Raw genomic sequence first — 26,534 nt, forward strand, 5'->3', positions numbered from 1 at the left:
TTGGGCAGGCCCGTCAGCGCGTCGAAGAACGCCAGGCGCTCGATCTCCTGCTCCGCTCGCTTGCGGTCCGTGATGTCCATCGTGAAGCCGTGCGATACCACCGAGCCATCGGGCTCGCGGTGCGGAATGGCATTGGTCATGTGCCAGCGGACGCTGCCGTCGGGCATGCGCACGCGGTATTCGCACTGCCAGGGCACCAGCTTGCGCACCGAGGTGATGGCGGAGCGCTGCACCTGGGGCAGATCCTCGGCCAGCACGCGGTGCATGAGCACGCCGTGGTCGGCCGTGACCTCGTGCGGCTCCACGCCCATGAATTCGCGCACCGCATCGCTGATGTACTGCACGCTGGTGCCGCCATCCGCGTGCAGGCGGTATTCGTAGATGAAGCCCGGAATGCGGCTGGCGATGCGCTGGATGAACAGCAGCTGTTCGCGCAACTGCTCGGCGGCGCGGTGCTCGTCCGTCACGTCCTGCACCACGCCCATCACCACCTGCACCCCGTCGCGCGGGAGCGTGCGCCGCACGCGGGAACGCATCCACCGCACCTCGCCATCGGGACGGCGCCAGCGGTATTCCACATCCCCGCCGGCTCCACGCTCGCGCACCTTGTCGAACACCTGGCGGTCTTCGGGCAGGATGCCGCTCACGGCGCGCTCCGGGTCCACCCATTCCTGCTGCTCGAAACCCGCGATCTCGCACAGCCCCGGGGACCACAGCAGCACCGTCTCGCCAGGGTCTTCGATGCGGCGCCAGTGGCCGGTGCGCGCCAGGCTCTCCATGGCGTTGAAGACCTCGGTCTGCTCGCGCAGCTCGCGGCGCACCTCCTCCAGCGCGCGTTCGGAAGCGGCCAGCGCCGAGCGCAGGCTTTCGGCCTCGGTGGCATCGCGCACCGTGACCACGATGCAGTCATTGGTCACGCGGCGGGCAGAAAGATCCCAGGCCAGCAGCAGCCGGCCCGGCTCGCGCACCACCTGGCGGCATTCGAGCGGCGCCCCCACCCGGACCACGCCGTGCAGCTGGTCCAGCAGCGCCGTGCCTTCCAGCAGGTCGAACACCTCGCTCGCATCCGCGCCCGGGTTGCGCACGGCGCCCAGGCCGGGCATGCGGCGGGCGGCGGCGTTGGCGGCCAACAGCAGCAAGCGGCCCCGCTGCAGCCGGAACTCCATCAATGCCACCGGAACGGCATCGACCAGGGCCTGCAAGCGCGCCTGCGCCATGGGCTCTATGGGGCCCTCACCAGCGGGGGCGAGGAGATCGGTCAACAGTTCGGACGAGATCACGGTCGCTCTGGAACCTCTGAAGCCTGCGGTTGGGATGGGTCCCGCCTGCGCAGGGCGGGGCCGACGGTCAAAAGCCAAAGTGCCAGCATACAGGCAAGAGTATGTCTAAACGTAACATTCGTTCAAAACCTGGGGCATTTTCCCAAGGGAAAACCCGAGGCCCGCCGGACACGCCGCAGGGACCGGCACGGGCCCGCCGCCAGGTTTCGCCGCGCGGGGCCCGCGGCGGCGCGTGCCGGGCGAACTGCTACAGTCCACGCCTCATTTCCCGGCCCCCCGCATGTCCGACACGCTCGAACACCACACCCCCATGATGCAGCAGTACCTGGCCCTGAAGGCCGGGTATCCCGAAACGCTTGTGTTCTACCGCATGGGCGATTTCTACGAGGTGTTCTATGGCGACGCCGAAAAGGCGTCGCGCCTGCTCGACATCACGCTCACCCAGCGTGGCCAGTCGGGCGGCCAGCCCGTGCTGATGGCGGGGGTGCCGTTCCATGCGCTGGAGAACTACCTGGCGCGCCTGATCAAGATGGGCGAGTCGGTGGCCATTGCCGAGCAAGTGGGCGAGGTCGGCGCGGCCAAGGGGCCGGTGGAGCGCAAGGTGGTGCGCGTGGTCACGCCCGGCACGCTGACCGATACCGAGCTGTTGTCCGACAAGTCCGAATCGCTGCTCATGGCGGTGCACCAGGCCCCGCGCGCGCGCTGCGGCCTGGCCTGGCTGAGCGTGACACAGGGCCGCGTCTTCCTGGCCGAATGCGCGCACGATGAACTTGGCGCCTGGTTGGCCCGCGTGGCGCCCAGCGAGCTGATCTACAGCGCGGGCGTGACCGAACGCTTCGAGCAACAACTGCAGGTGCTGCGCCAGGGTGGCGCCTTCACCTGCCCCATGAGCCCCCGCCCCGACTGGCAATTTGACAGCGCGTTGGGCGAACGCAAGCTGCTTGAAAACCTGGGCGCCGCAAGCCTGCAGGCCTGGGGTGCGCACGAACTGGGCGAGGCCCACGCCGCCGCTGCCGGGTTGCTGACCTACGCAGAACACACGCAGGGCCGCACCCTCACCCATGTGCACAGCGTGCAGGTGCAGCGCAACGACGACCTCATCGACCTGCCTGCCACCACGCGCCGCAACCTGGAGCTGGTCAAGACCCTGCGCGGCGACGATGCGCCCACGCTGTTTTCGCTGCTCGACACCTGCATGACCGGCATGGGCAGCCGCCTGCTCAAGACCTGGCTGCTGGAGCCGCGCCGCGACCGCGCCGAGGCGCGCAAGCGCCTGTCGGCCACCACCGCCCTGCGCGGTGCGGGCGGCGCCGGTGGAGGCAGTGGCCCCTGGGCCTTGCTGCGCGGCGAACTCAAAGGCGTGAGCGATGTGGAGCGCATCACCGCCCGCATCGCCCTGCGCCAGGTGCGCCCGCGAGAATTGGTGGGACTGGGCAAAACGCTACAAAAAGCAGAGCTACTAGCGCTTAATGGACAAGCGCTAGAGCCCTATTTGATTCAAATATTTAGCCATCTGCAGCCGCCCGAGGGCTGCACCGGCCTGCTGCAGGCCGCCATCGCCGAAGAGCCCGCCGCCCTGGTGCGCGACGGCGGTGTGATCGCCAGCGGCTTCGACACCGAGCTGGACGAGCTGCGCGCCATCCAGACCAACTGCGATGCCTTTCTGCTGGACCTGGAAACCCGCGAGAAGGCACGCACCGGCATCCCCAACCTGCGTGTGCAGTTCAACAAGGTGCACGGCTTCTATATTGAAGTGACCGGCAGCCACCTCGACCGCGTACCCGACGACTACCGCCGCCGCCAGACGCTGAAGAACGCCGAGCGCTTCATCACGCCCGAGCTGAAAACCTTCGAGGACAAGGCCCTGTCGGCCAACGAGCGTGCCCTGGCCCGCGAGAAATGGCTGTACGAGCAGATCCTCGACCAGCTCCAGCCCCACGTGCCCGGCCTCACCCGCCTGGCCCAGGCGTTGGCCACGCTGGATGTGCTGTGCGCGCTGGCCGAACGCTCGCTCACCCTGAACTGGTGCGCGCCGCAGTTTGTGCCCGAGCCGTGCATCGAGATCGAGGGCGGCCGCCACCCCGTGGTCGAAGCCCGCCTTGCCGAGACATCCAGCGGCAGCTTCATCGCCAACCACACGCGGCTGAACGCCAACACGCGCATGCAGGTCATCACCGGCCCCAACATGGGCGGTAAATCGACGTACATGCGGCAGGTGGCGCTCATCGTGCTGCTGGCCAGCATCGGCAGCCACGTGCCCGCTGCCAGCTGCCGCCTGGGGCCCATTGACGCCATCCACACCCGCATCGGGGCGGCCGACGACCTGGCCAACGCGCAATCCACCTTCATGCTGGAGATGACCGAGGCTGCGCAAATATTGCACGCCGCCACGCCCCACAGCCTGGTGCTGATGGACGAGATCGGCCGGGGCACCAGCACGTTTGACGGCCTGGCCCTGGCCAGCGGCATTGCCACGCACCTGCATGACAAGACCCGCGCCTTCACGCTGTTTGCCACGCACTATTTCGAGCTGACCGACCTGCCCGCCAAGGCGCGCCATGCGATCAACATGCATGTGAGCGCCACCGAGAGCGGCACCGACATCGTGTTCCTGCACGAGATCCAGCCCGGCCCGGCCAGTCGCAGTTACGGCATTCAGGTGGCCAAGCTGGCGGGCATGCCCTCGCCCGTGCTGCACCACGCGCGCCACGCACTGGCGGCATTGGAGGAACGTGCAGGCGAAGACGAATTGCAGGTGGACCTGTTCGCCGCGCCCGAGGTGCCTGAGAGCGCCGGAGCCAGTCCGCTGGAAGCTGCGCTGGCAGGCATCAACCCCGACGCGCTCAGCCCGCGCGAGGCCCTGGATGCGCTGTACCAGCTCAAGAAAATGGTGGGCTGACGCAGTCACGCTACCCAGCGGATAGCGCTCCCCACCAAAGCGAACCCCTCCACCTGCCCGGCTTAAAGATCCTGCGCCACCGGCGCCAGCTGCCCCAGCATGAAGGTGATGAACGGCGGCACACACTGCAGGTGCCCGGCCACCGGTTGTGCGCGGCACTCGGTCAGGCCGGCCAGGTCGCCAGCGCCGCGATTCTGCATGGCGCGCACGGTGCTGACCGAGCTGGTGTAGGGCACCGTGCGGTCGTCGCGGCCGTGGTACAGGCGCACGGGCACATTGGGTTTCCAGTCGTAGACGTTGCTGGCGCTGGCGAGGGCCAACACGTCGTCGGCCAGAAAGTAGTCGATGAAGCGCGTGTCATAGGCCACGTCGGCATCGCCCGGGATGAGCGCACGCAGCAGCAGGCGGCGCACCTCACGCTGCACGCTGCTGCCCAGATGGTGCAAGAAACCAGGGTTGATGAGTGCGCCGATCACCGGCTGCTCTTGCCGCACCAGGTCCACCAGGCCATCCATGGTGGTCTGCACGTTGTAGGGCCCCGCGCCCGGCACCACCATGCGCAGCTGCTGCAGGTGCGGCGATCCGCCCGCCTGCAGCGCGCGGTGCGTGGCCATGGTGACGTAGCCGCCTTCGGAGTAGCCGGTCAGAAAGAGCTGGCCGTTGTCCGCCACGTTGGCCTGGCCGCGCCAGGTGCGGGCGGCGGTCAGAAAATCCGCTGTGGCGGCGGCCGAGGGCGCCGCCAGCAGGTAGGGGTGGGGCGTGCCCTTGGAAGCGCCAAAACCCACGTAGTCGGGCGCCAGCACGATATAGCCCAGCGACGCGAGCACCACCGACACCTCGGACGCCACCGCGTTGTTGCTGGGCGCCTCGGCATCGCGGAAGATGGTGCCGTGCTGGTAACTGAGCACCGGGCTCTTGGCGCCGGCTGGCTTTTGCGGCACGCTGACCAGGCCGGAGGCGCGCACCTCCTTGCCGTCGGCATCGGTGGTGAGATATTCGAGCCGGTAGGAGGCGACGCTGTAGCGCGGCACCACGTCCTGGGCCAGCGATTCCTTGGCGGCCAGGGCTGCGGCGATGCCAGCGGCCGGCACCGTGCCAAGCAAGGCGGCGGATTCGAGCTGGCCGGAACGCGCCGGTGCGGGGGGTGGCTCCGGAGGGTTGCCGCCATCGCCGGGGTCTTGCGCGCTGCCTCCGCCACAGGCCGCCAGCAATGCCACCAAAGCCAGCGCGCAGGCGCGGCGGGTTCCAGACAAAATCAGTGGGTTCAACACGGCAAGGCCCCTCCAGGTGAAGCGGCGGATGATAGGAGCGGCGGGCGCATGCTGCCTGGCCTGGGAGGAATAGCCCTTTGCCCCCTCGGCGGACCTTGCCTTGCCAACTGCTGTGGCCCCGGGTTGGCGGCGGGGGTTGCAGCAAGCCGATTCTTATTAAAAATTGCCTGCAGCGCTTGTCCATCCACCCTCCATTGCTATCAATTTCGCATACCCGCCACGAAGCACAGGAGAGCCGTCCGGCACCACCTCCCAAGGGGGCCTTCCCACGCCAGACTAAACTCGCGGGTTCCTCTCTTCCAACGACCCCACTTTTTCCATGACGTATTGCGTCGCCATCAAACTCAACGCCGGGCTGGTTTTCCTGTCCGATTCGCGCACCAACGCCGGCCTGGACCAGATCAGCTCTTTCCGCAAGATGATGGTGTATGAGAAGGCGGGCGACCGCTTCATGGTGCTGTTGTCGGCGGGCAACCTGTCCATTTCGCAGTCGGTGCGCGAGATCCTGCAGACCGAGCAGCTCAAGGATGGTGACTCGGGCGAGACGATCTCCATCTGGAACGCCAAGAGCATGTTCGACGCGGCCCGCGTGCTGGGCGCCGCCGTGCGCCACGTGCACGAGCGCGACGGGGCGGCGCTCAAGCGCTCGGGCGTGGACTTCAATGTGTCCATGGTGTTCGGCGGCCAGATCAAGGGCGAGGGCATGCGCCTGTTCCAGGTGTATTCGGCCGGCAACTTCATCGAGGCGACGTCCGAGACGCCGTACTTCCAGGTCGGCGAATCCAAGTACGGCAAGCCCGTGCTCGACCGCGTGCTGACGCCCGAAACACCGCTGGACGAAGCCGCCAAGTGCGCGCTGGTCTCCATGGACAGCACGCTCAAGTCCAACCTCTCGGTGGGCCTGCCGCTGGACCTCGTCGTCTATGAGGTGGACCGTTTCTCGACCGAGAAAGTGGTGTGCATCGACGAGAACAATCCCTACTTCCGCATGCTGCACGACAGCTGGGGCCAGAAGCTGCGCCAGGTGTTCGACAGCATCGAAGACCCCGCCTGGGGCGGCGGCGTGACCACCGTGCCCATCATGGTGAACCCGGCGCGCAGCAAGCCGCTCAAGAAGATCACCAACCATCTGGACAAGCTGATCTGACGGCCGCGGGGCCGCAGCGCCCGACCTTCCCTCCTGCCGGGTACCCCATGCTTCCCATCGTCTTTTCGCACGCCAACAGCTTCCCAGCGAGCACCTACCGCGTCCTTTTCAAGCACCTGCGAGCCCGCGGGTTCGAAGTGAGCGCGGTGGATCGGTATGGGCACGACCCCAGGTACCCCGTCACCAACAACTGGCCGCACCTGGTGCAGCAGCTCGCCGACTTCGCCACGGCGCAGGTCCAGCGCCTGGGTGCGCCAGTGTTTCTGGCAGGGCATTCGCTCGGCGGTTTCCTGAGCGTGATGGCAGCGGCCCGCCACCCCGAGCTCGTGCGCGGCGTGCTGCTGATCGACTCGCCCCTGCTGGGCGGCTGGAAGGCCAACGCGGTCGGCGTGGCCAAGCGCACGCAGGTGGTGGGCTCCATCTCGCCCGGCAAGATCAGCCGGCAGCGGCGCTTCAGCTGGGCCAGCAATGACGAGGCGCTGGAACACTTCCGCAAGAAGAAGGCCTTTGCACAGTGGCATCCGGACGTGTTGCAGGACTACATCAGCCACGGACTGCAGGACCACGATGGCAAGCGCGTGCTCGGATTCGACCGTGCGGTGGAAACCGCCATCTACAACACGCTGCCGCACAACCTGGGCCGGCTGCTCGGCACCCATCCGCTGCAATGCCCGGCCGCCTTCATCGGCGGGCGGGACTCGGACGAAATGAAGCAGGTGGGCATGGCCATGACGCTGCGCATCACCCAGGGCCGCACGATGATGCTCGACGGCAGCCACCTTTTCCCCATGGAGCAGCCGCTGGCCACGGCCGCCGCCATGGAGGCCTCCCTGCTCAACCTGGCGTCGCTGAACCCCTGAGCCCAGCGGCATAGCACCGGAACAGCCGCCAAAAGCGCCGAAAAAGCGCGCTGATGCGCAGGACACACAGGCCGCGCCATTTTTGGCTTCATCCTCTACACTGGAGGTTTGTTACAGCGTGATACACACATGCCTGCACGGACCCCACTGGCCGCGCGCCTGCCGGCGCTGAGCTTTGCCCTGCTGGCCGCCTTCCTGGTGGCCACGGCGGTGCGCACCCACAACGACACCACCATCGCCATCGTCACGGCCTCGGTGCTCATGTTCGCGTGCTGCTGGGCCAGCGCCACGCACCTGCTGGGCGCCCGGCCCGCGCTGCAGTTCGTGCTGATCGCCCTGGGCTTGGGCTGGTTCGCCGAGCAGATGGGTACCACGCATGGCTGGTTCTTCGGGCACTACACCTACACCGAGGTACTGGGCGCGCGGTTTGTGGATGTTCCCATCGTCATTCCCATGATGTGGTTCGCGCTGACGTATGCGGGCTACGTGATCAGCAACCTCATCGTCTGGCAGTCGCCGGTGGACGGCGCGCCGGGGCTGGGCCACGCCGCGATGCTGTCGTTCCTGGCGGCGATGATCGTCACCGCGTTCGACCTGGGCGCCGACCCCTACCTGGTCTACACCCTGAAAGCCTGGATCATGGCCAAGACCGACGGCGCCTGGTTTGGCGAAACGGTGCAGGGCTTCTTTGGCTGGGTGTTCGTGGCCTTCGTGATCATCTTTGGCTTTCGCATGTCGGTGCGCAAACTCGCGCTTCGCCCGACCAGCCCCTTCCTGCGCCGCCATGCGCTGGTGCCACTGGCCATCTACGCATCGGGCATGGTGTTCCAGATGATCCTGGGCAATCCGGTGGAGATCCGCTCGATCGCGCCGTTCGCCATGGGCATCCCGTTGCTGTGCGCCCTGGCGGGCTTTCAGCGCTGGCGCGCAACCACGGAGACCGCAGCATGAACCACGGCAAGACCCTCTCACCATCCCCGCTGTCCGATTCGGAGCTTGCAGGCATGCAGCGCCACGCCGACCCGCTGGCCGACCAGACCATCGCCGACATCCTGGGCGACTGGCCCGAAGGGGACGTGGCGATGGACGCACCGCAATGGGCGCGCATCGACACCGTGAACCGCCTGTTCGGCCAGTGGGTGGACAACGCAAGCCTGGTGGGCTGGACCGCCCAGGGCGAGGGCGTGGATGCGGCCATGTCCAAGGCCCTGGACCACTATGTACAGACCGCCCAGGTGCTGCCGCCCTGGGCCGATGCCCGCAAGATCGAGCGCGCCGAGAAGCTGTTCATGGAACACGGGGCGCTGTCATGCATCCTGCTGTTCTGCGCCAGCCTGCCCGAGTGCTACGTGATTCCCGACCTGTCGAGCGTGCTGCACACCTCCGGCCAGCTGGAGCAGAACGCGGAGTACCGCATCCGCTCCACCGCCGCGATGATCTTTCCGGTGATGATGCATGGTGGCCTCAGCCAGCGCGGCGCCGGCGTGGCGCAGGTGCTCAAGGTACGCCTGATCCACGCCACCATCCGCAACCTGATCCTGCATGGCAGCCCCCAGAATGCCGTCAGGGACCTGCTGGCGGGCGGCGCGGGGCGTATTGCGCCGCAGGCCCTGCAGACCCAGGGCGGACGCCAGGCCATGTTCCAGACGCTGTATGCCCGTGGCTGGAACCTCCAAGGTGACGGCCTGCCCTGCAACCAGGAAGAACTGGCCTACACCCTGCTCACGTTTGGCTATGTGTTCCTGCGCAGCCTGCGCCGCCTGGGCATCGGTTTGCGGGCGGCCGACGAGGAAGCCTATCTGCATGCCTGGAACGTGGTGGGCCACATCCTGGGCATCGACCGCGCCCTGATGGTGGACACCATGGACCAGGGCAAGGCCCTGATGGCGCGGATGCAGGCCCGCGGCCGCGCCGAACCCGTCACGCCAGACCCCCGTCCCGCCCTGGGCCAGGCCCTGATGCAGACCATGGAGAACGCCCTGCCCTGGCCCATCGTGAAGCCCTTTCCCCGGCTCATGACCCGCTACCTGTGCGGGCGTGACACGGCGAGCGATCTGGGCCTGACACAGCCCGTGCCCTGGCCGTCGGCGCTGCTGTTCTGGGGAGTGCTGCTGCTGGCGCGGGCCGTCGACGTGGCTGCGCGGATGGTGCTCCCCCGCTTCTCCATCGTGCGGGCCCTCACCCGCATCCTGGGCTACCACTTCATGAGCAAGGTGCTCATGAGCCAGACCCGCCCCCTCCAGCTGCCCACCGAGCTGCTCAACCAGGTGGACGAAGTGATGCACAGCTGGAGCGATGACCCCCACGCCCCCCGCTGGCTCAACCGCATCGAGGACCGGCTGACCACCCGTGGCAGCTGGAGCCTGGGCCTGGCCGGGAAGGCGAAGGCCGCCAGCGCGGGCCCGGCGCGGCAAGCCACGTAGCCGTTGTTCTCACGCCGATGCACCTGCTGCCCCGCGTTCTCCTGATGCTGGCCCGGCTTTGGCGCGCGCATTGCCGCAGGGCATCCATCCTGCTGTGGCTGCTCGCTCCCCTGGCCCTGCCCGTGGGCGCGCAGGCGGGCACGCCCCTGGTGCTCACGCAGGAGAGACCGCAAGTGAATGCCTGGGAGGCCATCACGCTCAAGGCCGACCCCACGTACCAGCTCTCGGCGCAGGACATGCTGGGCCGCCTGGACGAATTCGAGGCGCCCGCGCGACGCGGCGGCTCGCTGGGCGTGCACAAGGCAGCGATGTGGCTGCACATCCCCATCATTGCGCCCGAGGCGCCGCGCACCCCCTGGGTGGTCAATATCGGCTACAGCTCGCTGCAGGCCGAAATGTACCTGGCCAGCGGCGGCCAGGTGCTTCAGCAGGTCCGCACAAGCCCGTCTGACCAGACGCAGCGGTCCAGCCGCACGCCGGCGATGGTGTTCGAGCTGCGGGCCGGGCAGCCCTACGACCTGTTGATACGCGTGCAGGCCACCGGTCCGCTGATCCTGCCCGTCACGGTCAGCGAAATGCCCATTCACATGCGCCAGGCCCTGGGCGAGCAGATGCTGCAGGGCCTGCTCAACGGGCTGGCGCTCTGCCTGCTGATGTACAGCCTGATGCAGTGGGTCACGCAGCGCGATCCCATGTTCGGCTTCTATGCGCTGGTGGTGCTGGGCAGCGCGGGCTTTTCGCTGCAGTTCTTCGGCATCGGTCCGCAGTACCTGTGGCCTGGCAATCCATGGATGGATCGGTATTCGGGCCTGGTGGCGGGGCTGGCGGCCCTCGCGGGCTCGTTCCTCTTCCTGGGCCACACCCTGGCCGGCCACACGCAGGGCAGCCGGTACGCACGCACCATGCGGGCGGGCGCAGCAATCACGGCCATGGTCTGCGCAGGCGTCGTGTTCGGCTGGTTGAGCGTGCCCATCGCCATCGCGTTCATGAGCCTGGCGGGCACCCTGCCTTCCCTCATCAGCCTGCCTGCCGCCGTCGCGCGGGTGCGGCAGAAAGACCCCATCGGCGCCACCCTGCTGGTGGCCTGGATCGCCTTCGGCGTGGCCGCCGCCGTGATGGTGTGCCTGGTCCAGGGCTGGGTGTCCGCGAACTTCTGGACCCTGCACTCGTTCCAGTTCGGCGCCACGGCGGACATGCTGCTCTTCTTTCGCGTGCTGGGCCTGCGCGCCCAGGCCGCCAAGGCACAGGCCCAGGAGGCCATGCGAGAGCGCGACGTGATGCACTCGCTGGCCCACACCGATCCACTCACGGGACTGAGCAACCGGCGCGACCTGCAGCACGCCCTGGAGGCCGCGCTGGCCCAGTGTTCGCCGCAGCGGCTGGTGGCGCTGTACCTCATGGACCTGGATGGATTCAAGCCCGTGAACGACGCGCACGGCCACGATGTGGGCGACGATTTGCTCGTGGCCGTGGGCCGGCGCCTGCAGGCCAACGTGCGGCACCAGACCGACCTCGTGGCCCGGCTCGGCGGCGATGAATTCATCATCATGGCCCGCGACCTGGCGACGCCCGAGCAGGCCGAAGATCTGGGCCGCTCGCTGTTGCGGGCCTTCGAGCAGCCTTTCACATTGAGCCACCTGCACATCCAGGTGGGGCTGACCATCGGGTACGCACTGGCGCCCCTGGACAGTGATGACCCGCAGGCCCTGATGCGGCACGCAGACGCCGCGATGTACGCGGGCAAACAAGGCGGCAAGCACTCGGTGCGGCGCATCACCACCACACCGGCGCTGGCGGGATGATGGAGCACCGCAGCCCCTTGTCGCCCTGCAGGCCGGGGAGCAACATGGCAAGCACAGATGGCGACGCGCCCGCCGTGAATCCATGCTCGCGCAGTGGCACGCTGGCCGCTGTGGCGAACATCCGGCAGCGCGCCCACAGCGTCCGGGCGGGCGGGGCCGGTGGGGCCGGTGGAGCGGGCATCACATCCTCCCTGGAAGCGCGGGACCCCGGCGTGCGCAAATACCGCGTGCCAGGCGTTGCGGGCCTTCCTATACTCACAGCGCATTGACGAGCACCATGCGCCCAGTCCCTTCCCTGCTCCCGTGGCAATGGCTGCCGGCCCCGGCCTGGCAATGGGTGCTGGGATGCCTGCTGCTGCTCGTGCACGCGGGCGAGGGCTGCCAGGCCGCCACGGACCGGCTGCTTCTGCGCGACGACGTGCCTTCGGTCAACGTCTGGCCGGCGGTCACGGTGCTGGCCGATCCCACCCGGCTGCAGTCGGTGCAGGATGCGATGGCCCGTGCCCCGGATTTCTCCGCGCCGCCCGGAACCAGCGGAACACTGGGCGTGCGGTCCGACGCCATGTGGATCCGCATCCCGCTGACGGTATCGCCCACCTCCGACGGCATCTGGATCGCCGACATCGACTACCCGGTTCTCAACCGCGTCGAGGTCTATCTCACCACAGACGGCCATGTCAGCCAGCAGGCCACGCTGGGCAGCCTGCAGCCTTTTTCACAAAGACCGCTGCGCAGCCGCACCCACGCCCTGGCCCTCGCCATGCAGCCCGGGCACGACTACGACCTGCTGCTGCGCGTGGAAACCCGGGGCGCCATGGTGCTGCCGGTCACGCTGAACAAACCCACCGCATGGCACAGCGCCGCGATGAACGAGCAGATGCTGCAGGGCATCCTGACGGGCCTGGCACTGTGCCTGCTGGTTTACAGCCTGGCGCAATGGATCAATCTGCGGGACGTGCTGTTCATCCAGTACGCGCTGCTGCTCACGGGCAGCCTGCTGTTCTCACTGCATCTCTTCGGCCTGGGCACGCAGTACCTCTGGCAGGACAGCCTCTGGTTCGAAATCCACGCGGCGGGCCTGTCCGCGCTGATGGCCACCTGCGGATCGTTTCTCTTCATCAGCCAGGCCCTCGTGGGGCACCGCCCCAAGAGCCTCCTGCTGCGCACGATGCGCGGTGGCGCCCTGCTGTGCGTGCTGCTGGCTTTCATCCATGCGCTGGACATCCTGAGCACGCCGGCCGTTGCCGCCATCGTGAGCATCCTCGGCCTGGTTCCCGCGCTCATGGGCATCCCGGGCGCCGTGCGCCGCGCGCGCCAGGGCGACCCCGTGGGCAGCAGCCTGCTGCTGGCGTGGCTGGTCTACTTCGCGGCCACGGCCACGGTGATCGGCGTGATCCGTGGCTGGGTGCCGGTGAACTTCTGGACGCTGCACTCCTTCGAGTTCGGCGCGACGCTGGACATGCTGCTGTTCATGCGCGTGCTGGGCCTGCGCACCAAGGCACTGCGCCTGGAGGCGCTGGACGCCAACCGCGAGCGCGACGCCATGCGCTCCCTCGCGCACACGGACCCCTTGACCGGCCTGCCCAACCGGCGCGGCCTGAACATCGCGCTGGCATCCGCGCTGGCGCGCTGCGGGCCCGACAAGCTGCTGGCCGTGTACGTGATGGACCTGGATGGGTTCAAGCCCGTGAACGACCAGCACGGCCACGACGTGGGCGACGAATTGCTCGTCGCGGTGACCCGGCGCCTGCAGGGCCACGTGCGCCAGAGCGACGTGGTGGCCCGCCTGGGGGGTGATGAGTTCGTCGTGATGACGGGCCACCTGGGCAGCGAACAACAGGCGCAGGAGCTGGGGCACAAGCTGCTGGACGCATTCCGCTCGCCCTTCTCGCTGGGCAACGTGCGGGTGGAAGTGGGCCTGACCATCGGCTATGCCATTGCCCCGGACGACAGCAACGATGCCATCGGCCTTCTGAAGCTGGCGGATGCGGCCATGTACAGCGGCAAGCAGGGCGGCAAATTCTGCCTTCGGCGCAATACCGGCGACCTCGCACTGTCCTCCGCCTGAGCACCGCCGGCAACACGGGCCATTCCGAACTGGTCAAACAGCCTGGCTTCAGTTAAACACGGGACTTCGCGTTTTCACGAAGGATTGTTCGCCATGGCCCATCGCAAAAGTCCCGCCCGCGTTGCCAAAGACGCCCGCATCGCGCACTTCCGGTCGCTTGCCGCCCGGCAGGCCACCGCCCAGAACGCGCCCGGCGCGACACTCACCTGGGACGCGGTCGCTGCGCTGGAGGCCAGGCTGGTGGGCCGCATCGTGCTGCCATCGAGCCCCGACTACAACGCGGCCCGCCAGGAGTCCAATCCCGCGTTTCAGGCCTATCCCGAGATCATCGTGTACTGCGCGTGCGAGAACGATGTGCTCGAATGCCTTTCCGTCGCGCGCACCTATCAGGTCTGGGTGGCCGTGCGTTGCGGCGGTCACAGCACGGCGGGCTATTCCGTCAACAGCGGCATGGTGGTGGACCTGAGCGAACTGCAGGGCGTGGTGCTCGATCCCGCCCGGGAGCGCGTCTACGTGCTGCCGGGTACGGATTTCGATCATTTCAACGGCGCCATGAACCACACCGGCTGGCATGTGCCCACCGGGGCATGCGGCAGCGTCTGCGTGGGCGGGTTCGTGCAGGGGGGCGGCTACGGCTATACGTCGCGCGCCTTCGGCATCCAGAGCGACCTCGTGGAGTCGTTGCGGGTGGCGCTGGCCGACGGCACCATCGTCACCGCCAGCGCGCAGGAGAACCCCGATCTCTACTGGGCCCTGCGGGGCGGCACGGGCGGCAACTTCGGGGTGCTGCTGCAGGTCACCTACCGCATGCTGAGGCTGGACCAGGTGTGGGCCTGGGCCATCAGCTGGGATGCGGCGCACGCGGCGGACGTGCTCACGACGATGCAGGCCCACTACATGAAAACCGGTGCCCCCGATGCGCTGGGCTACATGATGAATCTGGGCTACCAGAACGGTGTGCCGGTCTATATGGTGCAAGGCATGTTCTGCGGCACGCGCGAGGCGGGCATGCAGGCCATCGCACGGCTGATGGCGATCCCGAGCGCGCAGCTGCTGGTCGACAAGACGGGCACCTACCCCGAGATGAACATCTGGCTCGAGGACCATCCCTACACCTTGCCGGACAACCTGCCCGACGGCGTCGCGGAGACCAAGGCCAGCGGCTACATCAGCGCGCCTTTGTCGCGCTCGGACTGGCAGCGCATCATCGACTACTTCCAGACCTCCCCCAATCCCTGGTCGCTCGCATACCTGGAGCCCTATGGCGGCGCCATCAACCGCTACCCGGTGGCCGACAGCGCCTTCATCCACCGCCATGTCGATGCAGACCTGGTGGTGGACGTGTTCTGGACCAATGCGCAGGAGCGCACCCAGATGGAAGCCTGGCTCGATGGCTTCATGAACCTGGTCAAGCCGTTCCTGAACGGGCATGTGTACCAGAACTACCCGGACGCGAGCCTGCAGGACTTCCCCACGGCCTACTGGGGCCCGGCCTATCCGCGCCTTCAGCAGGTCAAGGCGCGGTACGACCCCTCGAACTTCTTCCACTTCCAGCAGAGCATCCGGCTGCCCAACGGCTGAGCAAGCCGCGCGGCCCCGGCGCCGGGGCCAGGGCCCCCGGTCCGGCAGGCTCTCAAGGGCAGACGGCGTCCGCGTAGTGCAGCCGGCCCTTGCCCGCGCGCTTGGCGGAATACATCGCCTGGTCCGCCCGGTTCATCAGGGCATCGATGTCGCCCTCCAGCGGGGGGTGCACCGCGACACCGATGCTGGCGCCGACGAACAGATCCCGCCCTTCCACGGTCATGGCCTGGTGCAGCGCGTCAATGATGCGCTGGCCGATGGTGTCGGTCACATCGCGCGTCACGTCCCGGTCCAGCATGACAAGGAATTCGTCGCCGCCCAGGCGCGCCAGGGTGTCGCCCGCACGCACCGTGCTGGCAATGCGCTGGGCGACGATGCGCAGCACCTCGTCGCCGGCGCGATGGCCTTCGGAATCGTTCACGCCCTTGAAGCCGTCCAGGTCGATGAACAGCAGCGCCACGGAGCCCGCATTGCGCCGCGCCTGGCTCAGGGATTGCTCCAGCCGGTTCTGAAAGGCCGCCCGGTTGAAAAGGCCCGTGAGCGAATCATGGTTGGCCAGGTAGTGCTGCTGGCGTGCGATCTGGATCTTGGCCGAGACGTCCTGCACCAGCGCCATGATCGAAGTGACCTGGCCCTGGGCATCGGTCAACGCGGAGTTGAACCACTCGCAATGCACCTCGGTCCCGTCCTCCCGCGTGAAGCAGGTCTCCGCGCGGTTCTGGGACTCCTGCCCGGACTGCAGGCGCTGCAGGGCATGCTCGAGCCCATCGTCCTGGGACGACAGGTCCACGAGCTCCGTCAGCAGCCGCCCCTCCAGCCCCGCCACATGCAGCCAGCCCATGAGCTGCACGGCACGCTGCGAACAATGCAGGAGCTTGAGGTTGTGGTCCATCTCCAGCACCGCGAGCGGGCTGTTTTCCATGTGCGAGGAAAGCCGCTGGTTGGCGGCGCGCAGCGCGTTCATGGTGACCTGCAGCTCATGGACGTCGAGCGCTGTGGTAATGAAGCCATCGATCACGCCGTGCGGGTTGTGCCAGGGCGTCAGGCAGATGGTGCGCCATTCGTCAAAGCCATAGGGCGTGCGCAGCAGGCGCTGGTACTGCACGCGCTCGCCCTGCAGCACGCGCTCGACAAAGGGCATGAAGCGCGCGCAATCGATCTCGCCGTACACCTCCACCAGGGACTTTCCGATCAGGTGATGGGGCACGGTGCCGAACCACCGGGCATACTCATCGTTGACATAGATCATGGTCAGGCTGCGGTCCACCACAGCCATGGTCGCCCCGGCGCTGCGGGTGATCAGATCGAGCAATTCCGCTTTGGACCAGGACTCCTTGCGGGCGGCGTAGGCGGGCGGCGGCAACTCAGGCTCGTCTTGCATCATGCGGCGAAAGCCCCCGGCGGGGAAAGGATCATCAACAGATGAGGCAACACGCGCCGGCCCCGCCGTGGCGGAACGCGTTTCGCATTGCCCTGCTACAGGTAACAGTGTGTCTACCCCAGCTTATCACTTTCAATGGGCACCCGTCCCCGGCCTGCCTGCGGGTGCTCTCGCCCCCACCGCGTTCTTTCGCACCGGCGGCCAGGTCCGCCCACGCCGCTACCGGCAGCAGCGGTACGCCAGGCCCACGGTCACGGAGTACCCCGTGGGCTCCACCGTCAGCGGGCTGCGGCGTGCGTCGCCCTTGAGCTGCGACACGCGCGCGGCACCCAGCACGACCCAGTGGCGATTGATGGCGGACATGACCTCCACGCCCGCATCCACGCTGTACAGCCCGGCGCCGGGGTCAAATGCCGGCAAGGGGCTGGCACCGCCCGCCGGCACGCCGAAATGGCCGCGCAGGTAGCTGCGGTCGCCAAAGCTGGCACCCGCGCCGAAGGTCACCGTGGTCTGCGCGGTGACGGGCCACGCATACCCGACGCTGGCGGACATCTGCGCGCCCCCGTCGCGCCCGAGAATGTCCTGCGAGAAGCCCGCGCCCACGGACCACTGCGGCGTCAGCGCATACCCGGCACTCACCCTCGCGCGCAAGGTGGAGCGCACCGAGGGCAGCCCCACGAGGATGGGCGCATCCGATCCATCGCGCCCCTTGTCGATGCGCAGCGACGCTCCCAGGTGAAATTGGTCCCCCTGCGCCAGCGTGGCACTGGCGCCCGATTCGCGTGGACCGAGCCCGTGGCCCATGAAGGCGCTCCCGCGCGATGTGCTGAGCCGAAAGCGCCCGTACTCGATCGCCCATGCTGGCCGCAGGCTGTTCTTGCGGCCATCGCCCCCCGCATAGTCCGGGCTGGAGCCCATGATGGCGCCCAGCGCATAGTTGAACTGGGGGGCAGGCGGCCCCTCGGCAGCGCGCGATTGCGCCCCGCGCGCCAGCGGCGTGGCGCCCAGGCACGCCAGCGCCGCAGCACAGGACCACAGACAGGCAAACGGAACAGGACGGTTCATGCGCGGATTATCAGCCCGCCCATTGCACCCAGCCCGTCCATGCGGTCGCCAGGACGACGATGCCGAACACGATGCGGTAGTACGCAAACGGCACGAAGCTGTGGCTGCTGATGTAGCGCAGCAGCCAGCGCACGCAGAGCCAGGCGCTGACGAACGAGAACACCAGGCCGGTCGCGAACATCGGAATGTCGGCCACCGACAGCAGCGCGCGCTCCTTGTACAGGCTGTACACCCCGGCACCGATCAGCGTGGGGATGGCCAGGAAGAACGAGAAGTCCGTTGCCGCCTTGCGCGACAGCCCCAGCAGCATGCCGCCGATGATGGTGGCGCCGCTGCGGCTGGTGCCGGGCACCATCGCCAGGCACTGCACCAGGCCCACCTTGAGCGCATCGAGCGGCGTCATCTCGTCCACCGTCTGGATGCGCGTGGCGGCCGGCGAGCGCCGCTCGGCCCACAGGATGATGAAGCCGCCCAGGATGAAGGTGCTGGCCACCACCACCGGCGTGAACAGGTGCGCCTTGATCATCTTGCCGAACAGCAGGCCCAGCACCACGGCGGGCAGGAAGCCGATGAACACGTTGAGCGCGAACCGCTGGGCCTGGCGCTCGGTGGGCAGGGCCACCAGCGTCTCGCGGATCTTCTGCCAGTACACCAGGATGACGGCGAAGATGGCGCCCGTCTGGATGGCGATGTCGAACACCTTGGCCTTGGCGTCGTCGAAACCCAGCAGCGAGCCCGCCAGGATCAGGTGCCCCGTGGAGGAAATGGGCAGGAACTCGGTCAGGCCTTCGACCACGCCCATGATGGCGGCCTTGACCAGCAATACAACGTCCACGCGCGCTCCTTGAGAAAACTTTAAGTCAAATCAGCCCCTACCGCTTATCTGACAAGCGCTAGCAGCTATCAAAACAGGAGTATATGCGCAGCGAGACCTGGCACCCCTCAGGACCGTGCCCGCGGGGGCGTCTGCCCAGTTGTCTGCTGCGGCACCTGCCACGGTGCCTGCCACCCGCCGCCCAGCGCCTGCACCAGCGTCACCACCGCGAGCTGGCGGTTGACCTGCAGCTGCAGCAGCGCGCGCTGCGCAGAGAGTGCCGAGACCTGGGCCGTCACGACCTCCGTGTAGCTCACCTGCCCTTCCCGGTAGCGGTTGAGCAGTTGCTGCGCGGTGCGCTCCGCCGCGGCCACCGCCTCGCGGCGCAGGGGCTCCTGCTCCTGCAGCGTGCGCAGCACCGTGAGCTGGTCTTCCACCGTCTGGAAGGCCGTCAGCACCGTCTGGCGGTAGACCGCCACGCGGCCCTCGCGCGCGGCCTGGGCTTCTTCCACGCGGGCCGCGGTGGCCCCGGCATCGAAGATCGTCTGCGCCACCGACAGCCCGAGCGACCACACCAGCGTGGACGCCTTGAACAGGTCGGCCACGCTGCTGCCCCCGCTGCCCACCGACGCGCCCAGGCTCAGGTTCGGAAAGTAGCCCGCGCGCTGGATGCCGATCTGCGCATTGGCGGCCGCCACCGCGCGCTCGGCCGCCGCGATGTCGGGCCGGCGCTGCAGCAGCGTCGAGGGCACGCCCAGCGGAACCTCGGGCACCGCCGCCACCCACTGCGCGCGCGGCAGCGAAAAATCGGCCGGGGCGCGCCCGGTCAGCACGGCCAGCGCATGCTCGAAGCGCGCGCGGTTTTGCCGCACGGTGGCCAGGTCGGCGCGCGCATTGGCCAGCTGGGTCTGTGCCTGCAGCACATCGGTCTGGGCCACCACGCCCGCGCCGTAGCGGTTGCGGGCGATCTGCAGGCTGCGCTCATAGCCCTCCACCGTGGCCTGCAGCAGCTCGATCTCCGCATCCGCCTCGCGCAGCTGGAAGTAGGCCGAGGCCAGCGTGCCCACGGCCGACAGGCGCGCGGAGGCCAGGTCCGCCTCGCTCGCCTGCGCGCTGGCCTGGGCGCTGTTCACGCCGCTTTGCAGGCGTCCCCAGAGGTCCGGCGCCCAGTCCACCCCCAGCGATGCCTGGGTGGACAGGCCCGAGCGCGTGGCGCCCTCGCCGCCCGTGCGCGTGGCGCCGCCCGAGAGGCTCACGGACGGCAGCAGGCCCGCGCGCTGCTGCCGCACCACGGCCTGCGCCTGGGCGTAGGCCGCCACGGCGGCGGCGATGTTCTGGTTGGACAGCTGCACCTGCTCGGCCAGGCGGTTGAGCTCGGCATCCTGGAACAGCTCCCACCAGGGGCCACGGTCCAGCGCGTCGGCAGGCGCCGCGGGGGCCCAGGTGGCGCCCGCCTCCTTGAACGACGTGGGCACCGCCATGTCGGGTTGCTGGTAAGGCGGCGTGACCGAGCAGGCGGACAGCAGGGCCGCGATGGCCACCACCAGCGCCAGGGAGGCCGGGCGAGCCATGGGGCGTGGCGCAGGGTGGCGGGCGGCGCGGCGCGCCGTGGGCGCGCCGGGTGTGAGCGGGGCATGGAAATGTGTCATGGGCACCGATCAGGTGGCCGCGCCGGGGGCTCCGGCGCGGCTCAGGTGTTGTTCGTTGGGGGCGGGCGTGCGCAGCTTGTCGAGCAGCACGTAGACCACCGGGGTGGTGAGCAGGGTCAGCAGCTGGCTGGCGATCAGCCCGCCGATGATCGCCACGCCCAGGGGCTGGCGCAGCTCGGACCCCTGGCCGAAGCCGATGGCCAGCGGCAAGGCGCCCAGCGCGGCGGCCATGGTGGTCATCAGGATGGGGCGAAAGCGCAGCACACAGGCCTCGCGCACGGCCTCCAGCGCCGTCAAGCCGCGGGCACGCTCGGCCTCCAGGGCAAAGTCGATGATCATGATGGCGTTCTTCTTCACGATCCCGATGAGAAGAAACACCCCGATGAGCGCGATGATGGTGAACTGCATGTTGAACAGCAGCAGGGCCAGCACGGCCCCCACCCCCGCCGAGGGCAGGGTGGTGAGCACGGTGATCGGATGGATCAGGCTTTCATACAGCACGCCCAGCACGATGTAGATCACCACGACGGCCGTGATGATCAGGAACGCCTGCTGCCCCTGGGATTGCTGCGCGCTCAGCGCCGTGCCCTGGAAGCTGCCACGCACATTGGTCGGCATGGCGATGTCGGCCTCCGCCTGCTCGATCACCTGGCGCGCCTGGCCCAGCGTGGTACCGGGGTCGATGTTGAACGAGATGGTGGTGGCCAGTTCACCGTCCTGGTGGCTGATGGAGGTGGGCGAGGCCCTTTCCACCACGCGCGCGATGGCGCTGAGCGGCACCATGGTGGAGGGCGTGGTGCTGATCACCTGCCCCGTGGACGCGCCGCGCTGTCCCGGGTTCGCCGCCGTCCCCGTGGCGCCGGTCGGGTTGGACGCCACGTAGATGTCCTTGAGCGCCGGCGGACCCCGCGTGTATTCGGGCGCCCACTCCATGATGACGGCGTACTGGTTGAGTTCGCCATAGATCGTGGCCACGGAGCGCTGGCCGAACGCGTTGTACAGCGCGTTGTCGACGGCCGATGAACTCACCCCCAGGCGCGAGGCACTGGCGCGGTCCACCTCCACATAGGTCTCCACGCCATTTTCCGCCTGGTCCGTGTCCACGTCCTTGAGCAGCGGTTCATCTTTGAGCCGCTCCGCCAGCTTGCCGGCCCATTGCTTGAGGTCCGCCATGTTGTCGCTCTTGAGCGTGTACTGGTAGGTTGAATTGCTGGAGCGCCCGCCCATCCGCAGGTCCTGCACCGGGTTCAGGAACACGCGCAGTCCCGTGATCTGGTTGAGCTGCGGCCGCAGGCGCGCGATGACGGCCGGCGTGCTGTCCGTGCGCTGCGCCAGGGGCTTGAGATTCACGAACATGAAGCCGCCCCCCGCGCGGCTGCCCCCCGAGAAGCCCACCACGGTATCGACCGCTGGATCCTTGCGGATGATCTCCACGGCCTCGCGCAGCTTGCGCGCCAGCGCGTCGGACGAGATGCTCTGGTCGGCCCGCAGCCCCGCATTGAGCTGTCCGTTGTCCTGCTCGGGGAAGTACCCCTTGGGAATCTTGGCGAACAGGTACACGTTGAGCCCGATCACCGCCAGCAGGATGAGAACCACCAGCGCCTTGCTGGCCAGCGCCCAGTCCAGGCTGTGCTCGTAGCCGCGCAGCACGCCCTGGTAGCCGCGCTCGGCCCATCGCGCCAGGCGCGACGGCGGCTTGTCGCTGGCAGGATCATGTTCGCGCAGCAGCCACGCGCACATCATGGGCGTGGTGGTGAGCGAGATCACCAGCGAGATCATCACCGCCGCCGACAGCGTGATCGCGAACTCACGGAACAGCCGCCCCACCTGCCCGTCCATGAACAACAGTGGAATGAACACCGCCACCAGCGACAGGCTGATCGAGAGCACGGTGAACCCCACTTCGCGCGCGCCGCGCAGCGCGGCCTCCATGCGGCCCATGCCGGCCTCGATGTGCCGCATGGTGTTTTCCAGCACCACGATGGCATCGTCCACCACGAAGCCGGTGGCCACCGTCAGCGCCATCAGGCTCAGGTTGTTCAGGCTGAAGCCCAGGAAATACATGACGCCGAAAGTGCCCAGCAGGGACACCACCGTGGCGACCGCCGGAATCACGGTGGCGCGCGCCTTGCGCAGAAAGAGGCCCACCACCAGCACCACGAGGGCGATGGACACCATCAGGGTGAGCTCGATCTCGTGCAGGGACGAACGGATGGAATTGGTGCTGTCAGACGCCACCGCCACCTGGATGTCCTGCGGCAGCTGCGCCTGCAGATCGGGCAGCAGGGCGCGCACGGCATCCACGGTCTCGATGATGTTGGCGCCGGGCTGGCGCGTGACCAGCACGATGATGGCGGGCTCGCCATTGAACAGCCCCACGGTGCGCAGGTTCTCCACGCCATCCACCACGCGCGCCACATCCCCGAGCCGGACGGCGGCGTTGTTGCGCCAGGCGACGATCAGCGATTCGTACTCGGCGGCCTTGCGCGCGGGCGACGGCGTGTAGATCTGCAGCCGGCGGCCATCGCCCTCGATGGCGCCCTTGGGGCGGTTGGCGTTCGATGCCTGGATCGCCGCGCGCACATCCTCGGTGCTGATGCCGTAGCGGTTGAGCGCGAACGGCAGCAGCTCCACCCGCACGGCGGGCAGCGAGCCGCCACCGATCTCCACCTCGCCCACACCCTCCACCTGCGACAGGCGCTGGCTCACCACGTTGGAGACGGCATCGTAGATCTCGCCCGGCGTGCGGGTCTTGGACGTCAGCGCGAGGATGATGACGGGCGACGCCGCCGAGTTGCGCTTTCTGTAGGTGGGGTTGCTGCGCAGCGTGGCGGGCAGGTCGGCGCGGGCGGCGTTGATGGCGGCCTGCACCTCCCGCGCCGCCGCGTCGATATCGCGGTTCAGGTCGAACTGCAGGCTGACCCGCGCCGAGCCATTGGAACTGGACGAGGTCATTTCATTGACCCCCGCGATCACCCCCAGCCGCCGCTCCAGCGGCGTGGCCACGCTGGTGGCCATGGTCTCGGGGCTGGCCCCCGCCAGGCTGGCCGATACCGAAATGGCGGGATAGTCCACCTGCGGCAAAGGCGAGACCGGCAGCACGAAAAAAGCCGCGATCCCCGCCAGCGCCATGCCGATGGTGAGCAGCACGGTCGCGACCGGCCGCTCGACAAAGGGGCGCGACAGGTTCATGGCGCCTCTCCTGCCTGCAAGGGCGCCGCCGCCGTGCCCCTGCCCGTCCATCGGCGGCCCAGCCGGTCAAACGCCAGGTAGATCACCGGCGTGGTGAACAGCGTGAGCATCTGGCTCAGGATGAGCCCCCCGAAAATCGCGAGCCCGAGCGGGCGGCGCAGTTCGGCGCCCTCGCCCCAGCCCAGCATCAGCGGCAGCGCCGCGAACAGCGCCGCCAGGGTCGTCATGAGAATGGGCCGAAAGCGCAGCAGCGCGGCCTGGTGGATGGCCTGCTGCGGCGGCATGTTCTGATGGCGTTCCGCGTCGATGGCGAAGTCGATCATCATGATCGCGTTCTTCTTGACGATGCCGATCAGCAGGATGATCCCGATGATGCCGATCACGCCCAGGTCGTTGCCCGACACCATGAGCGCCAGCAGCGCCCCCACCCCGGCAGATGGCAGCGTGGAGAGGATCGTCACGGGGTGGATGTAGCTTTCGTAGAGCACGCCCAGCACGATGTAGACGCACACCATCGCCGCCAGGATCAGCCACAGCTGGCTGGAGAGCGACTTTTCGTAGGCCCCCGCGGCACCCAGGAACTCCATCGACAGCCCCGGCGGCACACCGATTTCCTTGGCCGCGGCGCGGATCGCGTCCACCGCGCTGCCCAGGGACACGCCTTCGGCCTTGTCAAATCCCAGCGTCGCGGCCGGGTACTGGGCCACGCGCGTCACCTGCAGCGGAGCCAGCTGTTCCCGGATGGTGGCCACGGCCGCCAGCGGGGTCGGGGTGCCGGAGCCGGTGCGCAGCTGCAGCGTGCCAAGCGCCTCGGGCGTATTGAGCTGCTCCTGCTGCGCCTCCAGGATCACCCGGTACTGGTTGGTCTCGGTGAAGATCGTGGACACGATGCGCTGGCCAAACGCGCTGTACAGCGTGTCGTCCACGGTGCTGGCCGTGACCGACAGGCGCGACGCCGTGTTGCGGTCGATGTCCACATAGGCCGACAGGCCCTGCGCGCCCGCATCGGTGGTGGCGTTGCGCACCTTGGGTTCGCTCTGCAGCCGCTCGACCAGCTTGCGCGTCCAGTCGTTGACCTGCGCGGAATCCACGCCGCCGATGGATACGCGGTACTCGGTCGGCCCCGTCTCCGCGTCGATCGTCAGGTCCTGCGTGGGCTGCAGGTACAGCGTGACCCCCGCCACCGCCTGAACCCGCTCGCGCAGCCGCAGCATGATCGCCTCCTGCGCGTCGCGCCGGGGCTGGAGGTTGATCAGCATGCGCCCGGCGTTGAGCATGGTGTTGTTGGCGGCATCCACGCCCACGAAAGAGCTGAGCGACAACACGTCCGGGTCCTGCAGGATGGCGCGCACGGCCGCCTGCTGGAGTTCGCTCATGCGGTCGTACGAAACGTCCTGCGAGGCCTCGATGCGCGCCTGCAGCTGGCCGGTGTCCTGCGTGGGAAACAGGCCCTTCGGAATCACCACATACAGCAGGGCCGTGAGCGCCAGCGTGAGCACCGCCACCGCCAGGGTCACGCCCTGGTGGCGCAGCACCCACTGCAGCCAGCGGTCGTAGCCCGCGATCACCCGCTCGAACCCCCGGTTGATGCGCCCCGCCATCCCCCGGGGGCCGCCCACGGGTTCGGCACGCAGCCAGCGCGCGGCCATCATGGGCACCAGCGTGAGCGACACGATGCCGGAGATGAGGATGGTGATGGCGAGCGTGACCGCGAATTCGCGGAACAGGCGGCCGACCACATCGCTCATGAACAGCAGCGGGATGAGCACCGCGATCAGCGACACGGTCAGCGAGATGATGGTGAAGCCGATCTGCGTGGCGCCCTTGAGCGCGGCCTGGAACGGCGGCTCGCCCTCCTCCAGGTAGCGCGCGATGTTCTCGATCATCACGATGGCATCGTCCACCACGAAGCCGGTGGCGATGGTCAGCGCCATCAGGCTCAGGTTGTTGAGGCTGTAGCCCAGCAGGTACATCACCCCGCAGGTGCCGATGAGCGAGATGGGCACGGCCAGGCTGGCGATGACCGTGGCCCGCAGGCTGTGCAGGAAGAAGAAGATCACCAGCACGACCATGAGCACGGCCAGGACCAGCTCCATCTCCACATGGTGCACCGAGGCGCGGATGCCCGTGGTGCGGTCGGACAGCACCTGGACCTTGAGCGACGCGGGCAGGCCCGCCTGCAGCTCGGGCAGCAGCTTCTTGATGTTGTCCACCGTGGCGATCACGTTGGCGCCCGGCTGGCGCTGCACGTTCAGGATGATGGCCGGGGTCTCGTTGGCCCAGGCGCCCAGGCGGTTGTTCTCGGCGCTGTCGACCACGCGCGCCACCTCCAGCATGCGCACCGGCGCGCCGTTGCGCCAGGACACGATGAGGTTCTTGTAGTCGTCCACCGTCAGCAGCTGGTCGTTGGCGTTGATGGTGTAGGAGCGCTGCGGCCCGTCGAAACTGCCCTTGGCGCTGTTGGCATTGGCCGAGGTGATGGCCGTGCGCAGGGTATCGAGGCCAATGCCGTACGACGCCAGCGCCTTGCTGTCGGCCTGGATGCGCACCGCGGGGCGCTGCCCGCCCGCCAGCGACACCAGCCCCACGCCACTGACCTGGCTGATCTTCTGCGCCAAGCGGGTGTTGACCAGGTTCTGCACCTCGGTCAGCGGCAGCGTGTCCGAGCTGATGGCCAGCGTGAGCACCGGCGCATCGGCGGGGTTCACCTTGGCATACACCGGCGGCGCGGGCAAGTCGGCGGGCAGCAGCGAGTTGCCGGCGTTGATGGCCGCCTGCACCTCCTGCTCGGCCACGTCCAGCGCCAGGCCCAGGCCGAACTGCAGGGTGATGATGGACACGCCCGAGGCGCTGGTCGAGGCCATGCGCTCCAGCCCCGGCATCTGGCCGAACTGCCGCTCCAGCGGCGCGCTCACGGTGCGGCTCATCACTTCGGGACTTGCGCCCGGGTACAGCGTCTGGACCTGGATGGTGGGGTAGTCCACCTCGGGCAGGGCGGACAGCGGCAGGAAGCGGAAACCCAGCAGCCCGGCGAGCACGATGGCCACCATCAGGAGCGCGGTGGCCACGGGCCTTTCGATGAAGGGACGTGAAGGACTCATG

At 68.2% G+C, this 26,534-nt stretch carries 16 protein-coding genes; 8 read left to right on the forward strand and 8 right to left on the reverse strand.

The features are described 5' to 3' along the window. On the reverse strand, positions 1 to 1,280 hold a 1,280-nt coding region (locus AC07PV_RS20735; protein WP_494631209.1), incomplete at its 3' end, for a PAS domain-containing protein. Between the two features lie 280 nt (positions 1,281 to 1,560). On the opposite strand from AC07PV_RS20735, the gene mutS reads away from it, so the two are divergent. Next, positions 1,561 to 4,179 carry a DNA mismatch repair protein MutS gene (mutS, locus tag AC07PV_RS20740; RefSeq protein ID WP_494631210.1) on the forward strand — a complete coding sequence of 873 codons (2,619 nt, stop codon included), beginning with the start codon at positions 1,561 to 1,563 and terminating at the stop codon, positions 4,177 to 4,179. 62 nt (positions 4,180 to 4,241) lie between these two features. Here mutS and AC07PV_RS20745 read toward each other — a convergent pair whose 3' ends face one another. After that, positions 4,242 to 5,447: an alpha/beta hydrolase family protein gene (locus AC07PV_RS20745; RefSeq protein WP_494631211.1), complete on the reverse strand. Its 1,206-nt coding sequence runs from the start codon at positions 5,445 to 5,447 to the stop codon at positions 4,242 to 4,244. 322 nt (positions 5,448 to 5,769) lie between these two features. On the opposite strand from AC07PV_RS20745, the gene AC07PV_RS20750 reads away from it, so the two are divergent. The 7 genes from AC07PV_RS20750 (at position 5,770) to AC07PV_RS20780 (ending at position 15,331) form a co-directional block, all read left to right on the forward strand. Then, positions 5,770 to 6,597, forward strand: a complete 828-nt coding sequence (locus AC07PV_RS20750; protein WP_218293832.1) for a proteasome-type protease — start codon at positions 5,770 to 5,772, stop codon at positions 6,595 to 6,597. Between the two features lie 47 nt (positions 6,598 to 6,644). Next, the gene (locus AC07PV_RS20755) at positions 6,645 to 7,457 is read left to right on the forward strand and encodes an alpha/beta fold hydrolase (protein ID WP_218341645.1); all 813 of its coding nucleotides are present in this window, start codon (positions 6,645 to 6,647) and stop codon (positions 7,455 to 7,457) included. A gap of 129 nt (positions 7,458 to 7,586) precedes the next feature. Further along, positions 7,587 to 8,408 (forward strand): carotenoid biosynthesis protein, encoded by an 822-nt coding sequence (locus AC07PV_RS20760; RefSeq protein WP_218293830.1) that lies wholly within the window; start codon positions 7,587 to 7,589, stop codon positions 8,406 to 8,408. Further along, complete coding sequence (locus AC07PV_RS20765; RefSeq protein ID WP_494631212.1) at positions 8,405 to 9,880, forward strand: oxygenase MpaB family protein; 1,476 nt, start codon at positions 8,405 to 8,407, stop codon at positions 9,878 to 9,880. The genes AC07PV_RS20760 and AC07PV_RS20765 overlap by 4 nt, the downstream gene beginning before the upstream one ends. Positions 9,881 to 9,924: 44 nt before the next feature. Continuing rightward, the gene (locus tag AC07PV_RS20770; protein WP_494631266.1) at positions 9,925 to 11,682 is read left to right on the forward strand and encodes a diguanylate cyclase domain-containing protein; all 1,758 of its coding nucleotides are present in this window, start codon (positions 9,925 to 9,927) and stop codon (positions 11,680 to 11,682) included. A gap of 277 nt (positions 11,683 to 11,959) precedes the next feature. Then, positions 11,960 to 13,750 (forward strand): diguanylate cyclase, encoded by a 1,791-nt coding sequence (locus AC07PV_RS20775; RefSeq protein WP_218293828.1) that lies wholly within the window; start codon positions 11,960 to 11,962, stop codon positions 13,748 to 13,750. A 93-nt stretch (positions 13,751 to 13,843) separates the two neighbouring features. Beyond that, positions 13,844 to 15,331, forward strand: a complete 1,488-nt coding sequence (locus AC07PV_RS20780) for an FAD-binding oxidoreductase (RefSeq protein ID WP_218293827.1) — start codon at positions 13,844 to 13,846, stop codon at positions 15,329 to 15,331. A 52-nt stretch (positions 15,332 to 15,383) separates the two neighbouring features. On the opposite strand, the gene AC07PV_RS20785 is transcribed toward AC07PV_RS20780, so the two are convergent. The 6 genes from AC07PV_RS20785 to AC07PV_RS20810 all read right to left on the reverse strand — a co-directional run bounded on the left by AC07PV_RS20785 (position 15,384) and on the right by AC07PV_RS20810 (position 26,533). Beyond that, positions 15,384 to 16,715 (reverse strand): diguanylate cyclase domain-containing protein, encoded by a 1,332-nt coding sequence (locus AC07PV_RS20785; protein WP_218293826.1) that lies wholly within the window; start codon positions 16,713 to 16,715, stop codon positions 15,384 to 15,386. A 216-nt stretch (positions 16,716 to 16,931) separates the two neighbouring features. Continuing rightward, entirely contained in the window at positions 16,932 to 17,777 is an 846-nt protein-coding gene (locus AC07PV_RS20790) for a MipA/OmpV family protein (RefSeq protein WP_494631213.1), read from the reverse strand. 10 nt (positions 17,778 to 17,787) lie between these two features. After that, a complete protein-coding gene (locus tag AC07PV_RS20795; protein ID WP_494631214.1) occupies positions 17,788 to 18,612 on the reverse strand; it encodes an undecaprenyl-diphosphate phosphatase in 825 nt (274 codons plus the stop codon). A gap of 107 nt (positions 18,613 to 18,719) precedes the next feature. After that, positions 18,720 to 20,162 carry an efflux transporter outer membrane subunit gene (locus tag AC07PV_RS20800; RefSeq protein WP_494631268.1) on the reverse strand — a complete coding sequence of 481 codons (1,443 nt, stop codon included), beginning with the start codon at positions 20,160 to 20,162 and terminating at the stop codon, positions 18,720 to 18,722. An 87-nt stretch (positions 20,163 to 20,249) separates the two neighbouring features. Further along, complete coding sequence (locus AC07PV_RS20805) at positions 20,250 to 23,432, reverse strand: efflux RND transporter permease subunit (protein ID WP_218293824.1); 3,183 nt, start codon at positions 23,430 to 23,432, stop codon at positions 20,250 to 20,252. Then, a complete protein-coding gene (locus AC07PV_RS20810; RefSeq protein WP_218293823.1) occupies positions 23,429 to 26,533 on the reverse strand; it encodes an efflux RND transporter permease subunit in 3,105 nt (1,034 codons plus the stop codon). The genes AC07PV_RS20805 and AC07PV_RS20810 overlap by 4 nt, the downstream gene beginning before the upstream one ends. Position 26,534: the final 1 nt, after the last annotated feature.

This window comes from Acidovorax sp. GW821-FHT09A11 (assembly GCF_059418365.1).

Coding starts and splice junctions, on each gene's coding strand:
- AC07PV_RS20805 (WP_218293824.1), bottom strand. CDS start 23,432: ATGAACCTGTCGCGCCCCTTTGTCGAGCGGCCGGTCGCGACCGTGCTG.
- AC07PV_RS20750 (WP_218293832.1), top strand. CDS start 5,770: ATGACGTATTGCGTCGCCATCAAACTCAACGCCGGGCTGGTTTTCCTG.
- AC07PV_RS20775 (WP_218293828.1), top strand. CDS start 11,960: ATGCGCCCAGTCCCTTCCCTGCTCCCGTGGCAATGGCTGCCGGCCCCG.
- mutS (WP_494631210.1), top strand. CDS start 1,561: ATGTCCGACACGCTCGAACACCACACCCCCATGATGCAGCAGTACCTG.
- AC07PV_RS20755 (WP_218341645.1), top strand. CDS start 6,645: ATGCTTCCCATCGTCTTTTCGCACGCCAACAGCTTCCCAGCGAGCACC.
- AC07PV_RS20780 (WP_218293827.1), top strand. CDS start 13,844: ATGGCCCATCGCAAAAGTCCCGCCCGCGTTGCCAAAGACGCCCGCATC.
- AC07PV_RS20790 (WP_494631213.1), bottom strand. CDS start 17,777: ATGAACCGTCCTGTTCCGTTTGCCTGTCTGTGGTCCTGTGCTGCGGCG.
- AC07PV_RS20785 (WP_218293826.1), bottom strand. CDS start 16,715: ATGATGCAAGACGAGCCTGAGTTGCCGCCGCCCGCCTACGCCGCCCGC.
- AC07PV_RS20765 (WP_494631212.1), top strand. CDS start 8,405: ATGAACCACGGCAAGACCCTCTCACCATCCCCGCTGTCCGATTCGGAG.
- AC07PV_RS20800 (WP_494631268.1), bottom strand. CDS start 20,162: ATGGCTCGCCCGGCCTCCCTGGCGCTGGTGGTGGCCATCGCGGCCCTG.
- AC07PV_RS20760 (WP_218293830.1), top strand. CDS start 7,587: ATGCCTGCACGGACCCCACTGGCCGCGCGCCTGCCGGCGCTGAGCTTT.
- AC07PV_RS20770 (WP_494631266.1), top strand. CDS start 9,925: ATGCTGGCCCGGCTTTGGCGCGCGCATTGCCGCAGGGCATCCATCCTG.
- AC07PV_RS20810 (WP_218293823.1), bottom strand. CDS start 26,533: ATGAGTCCTTCACGTCCCTTCATCGAAAGGCCCGTGGCCACCGCGCTC.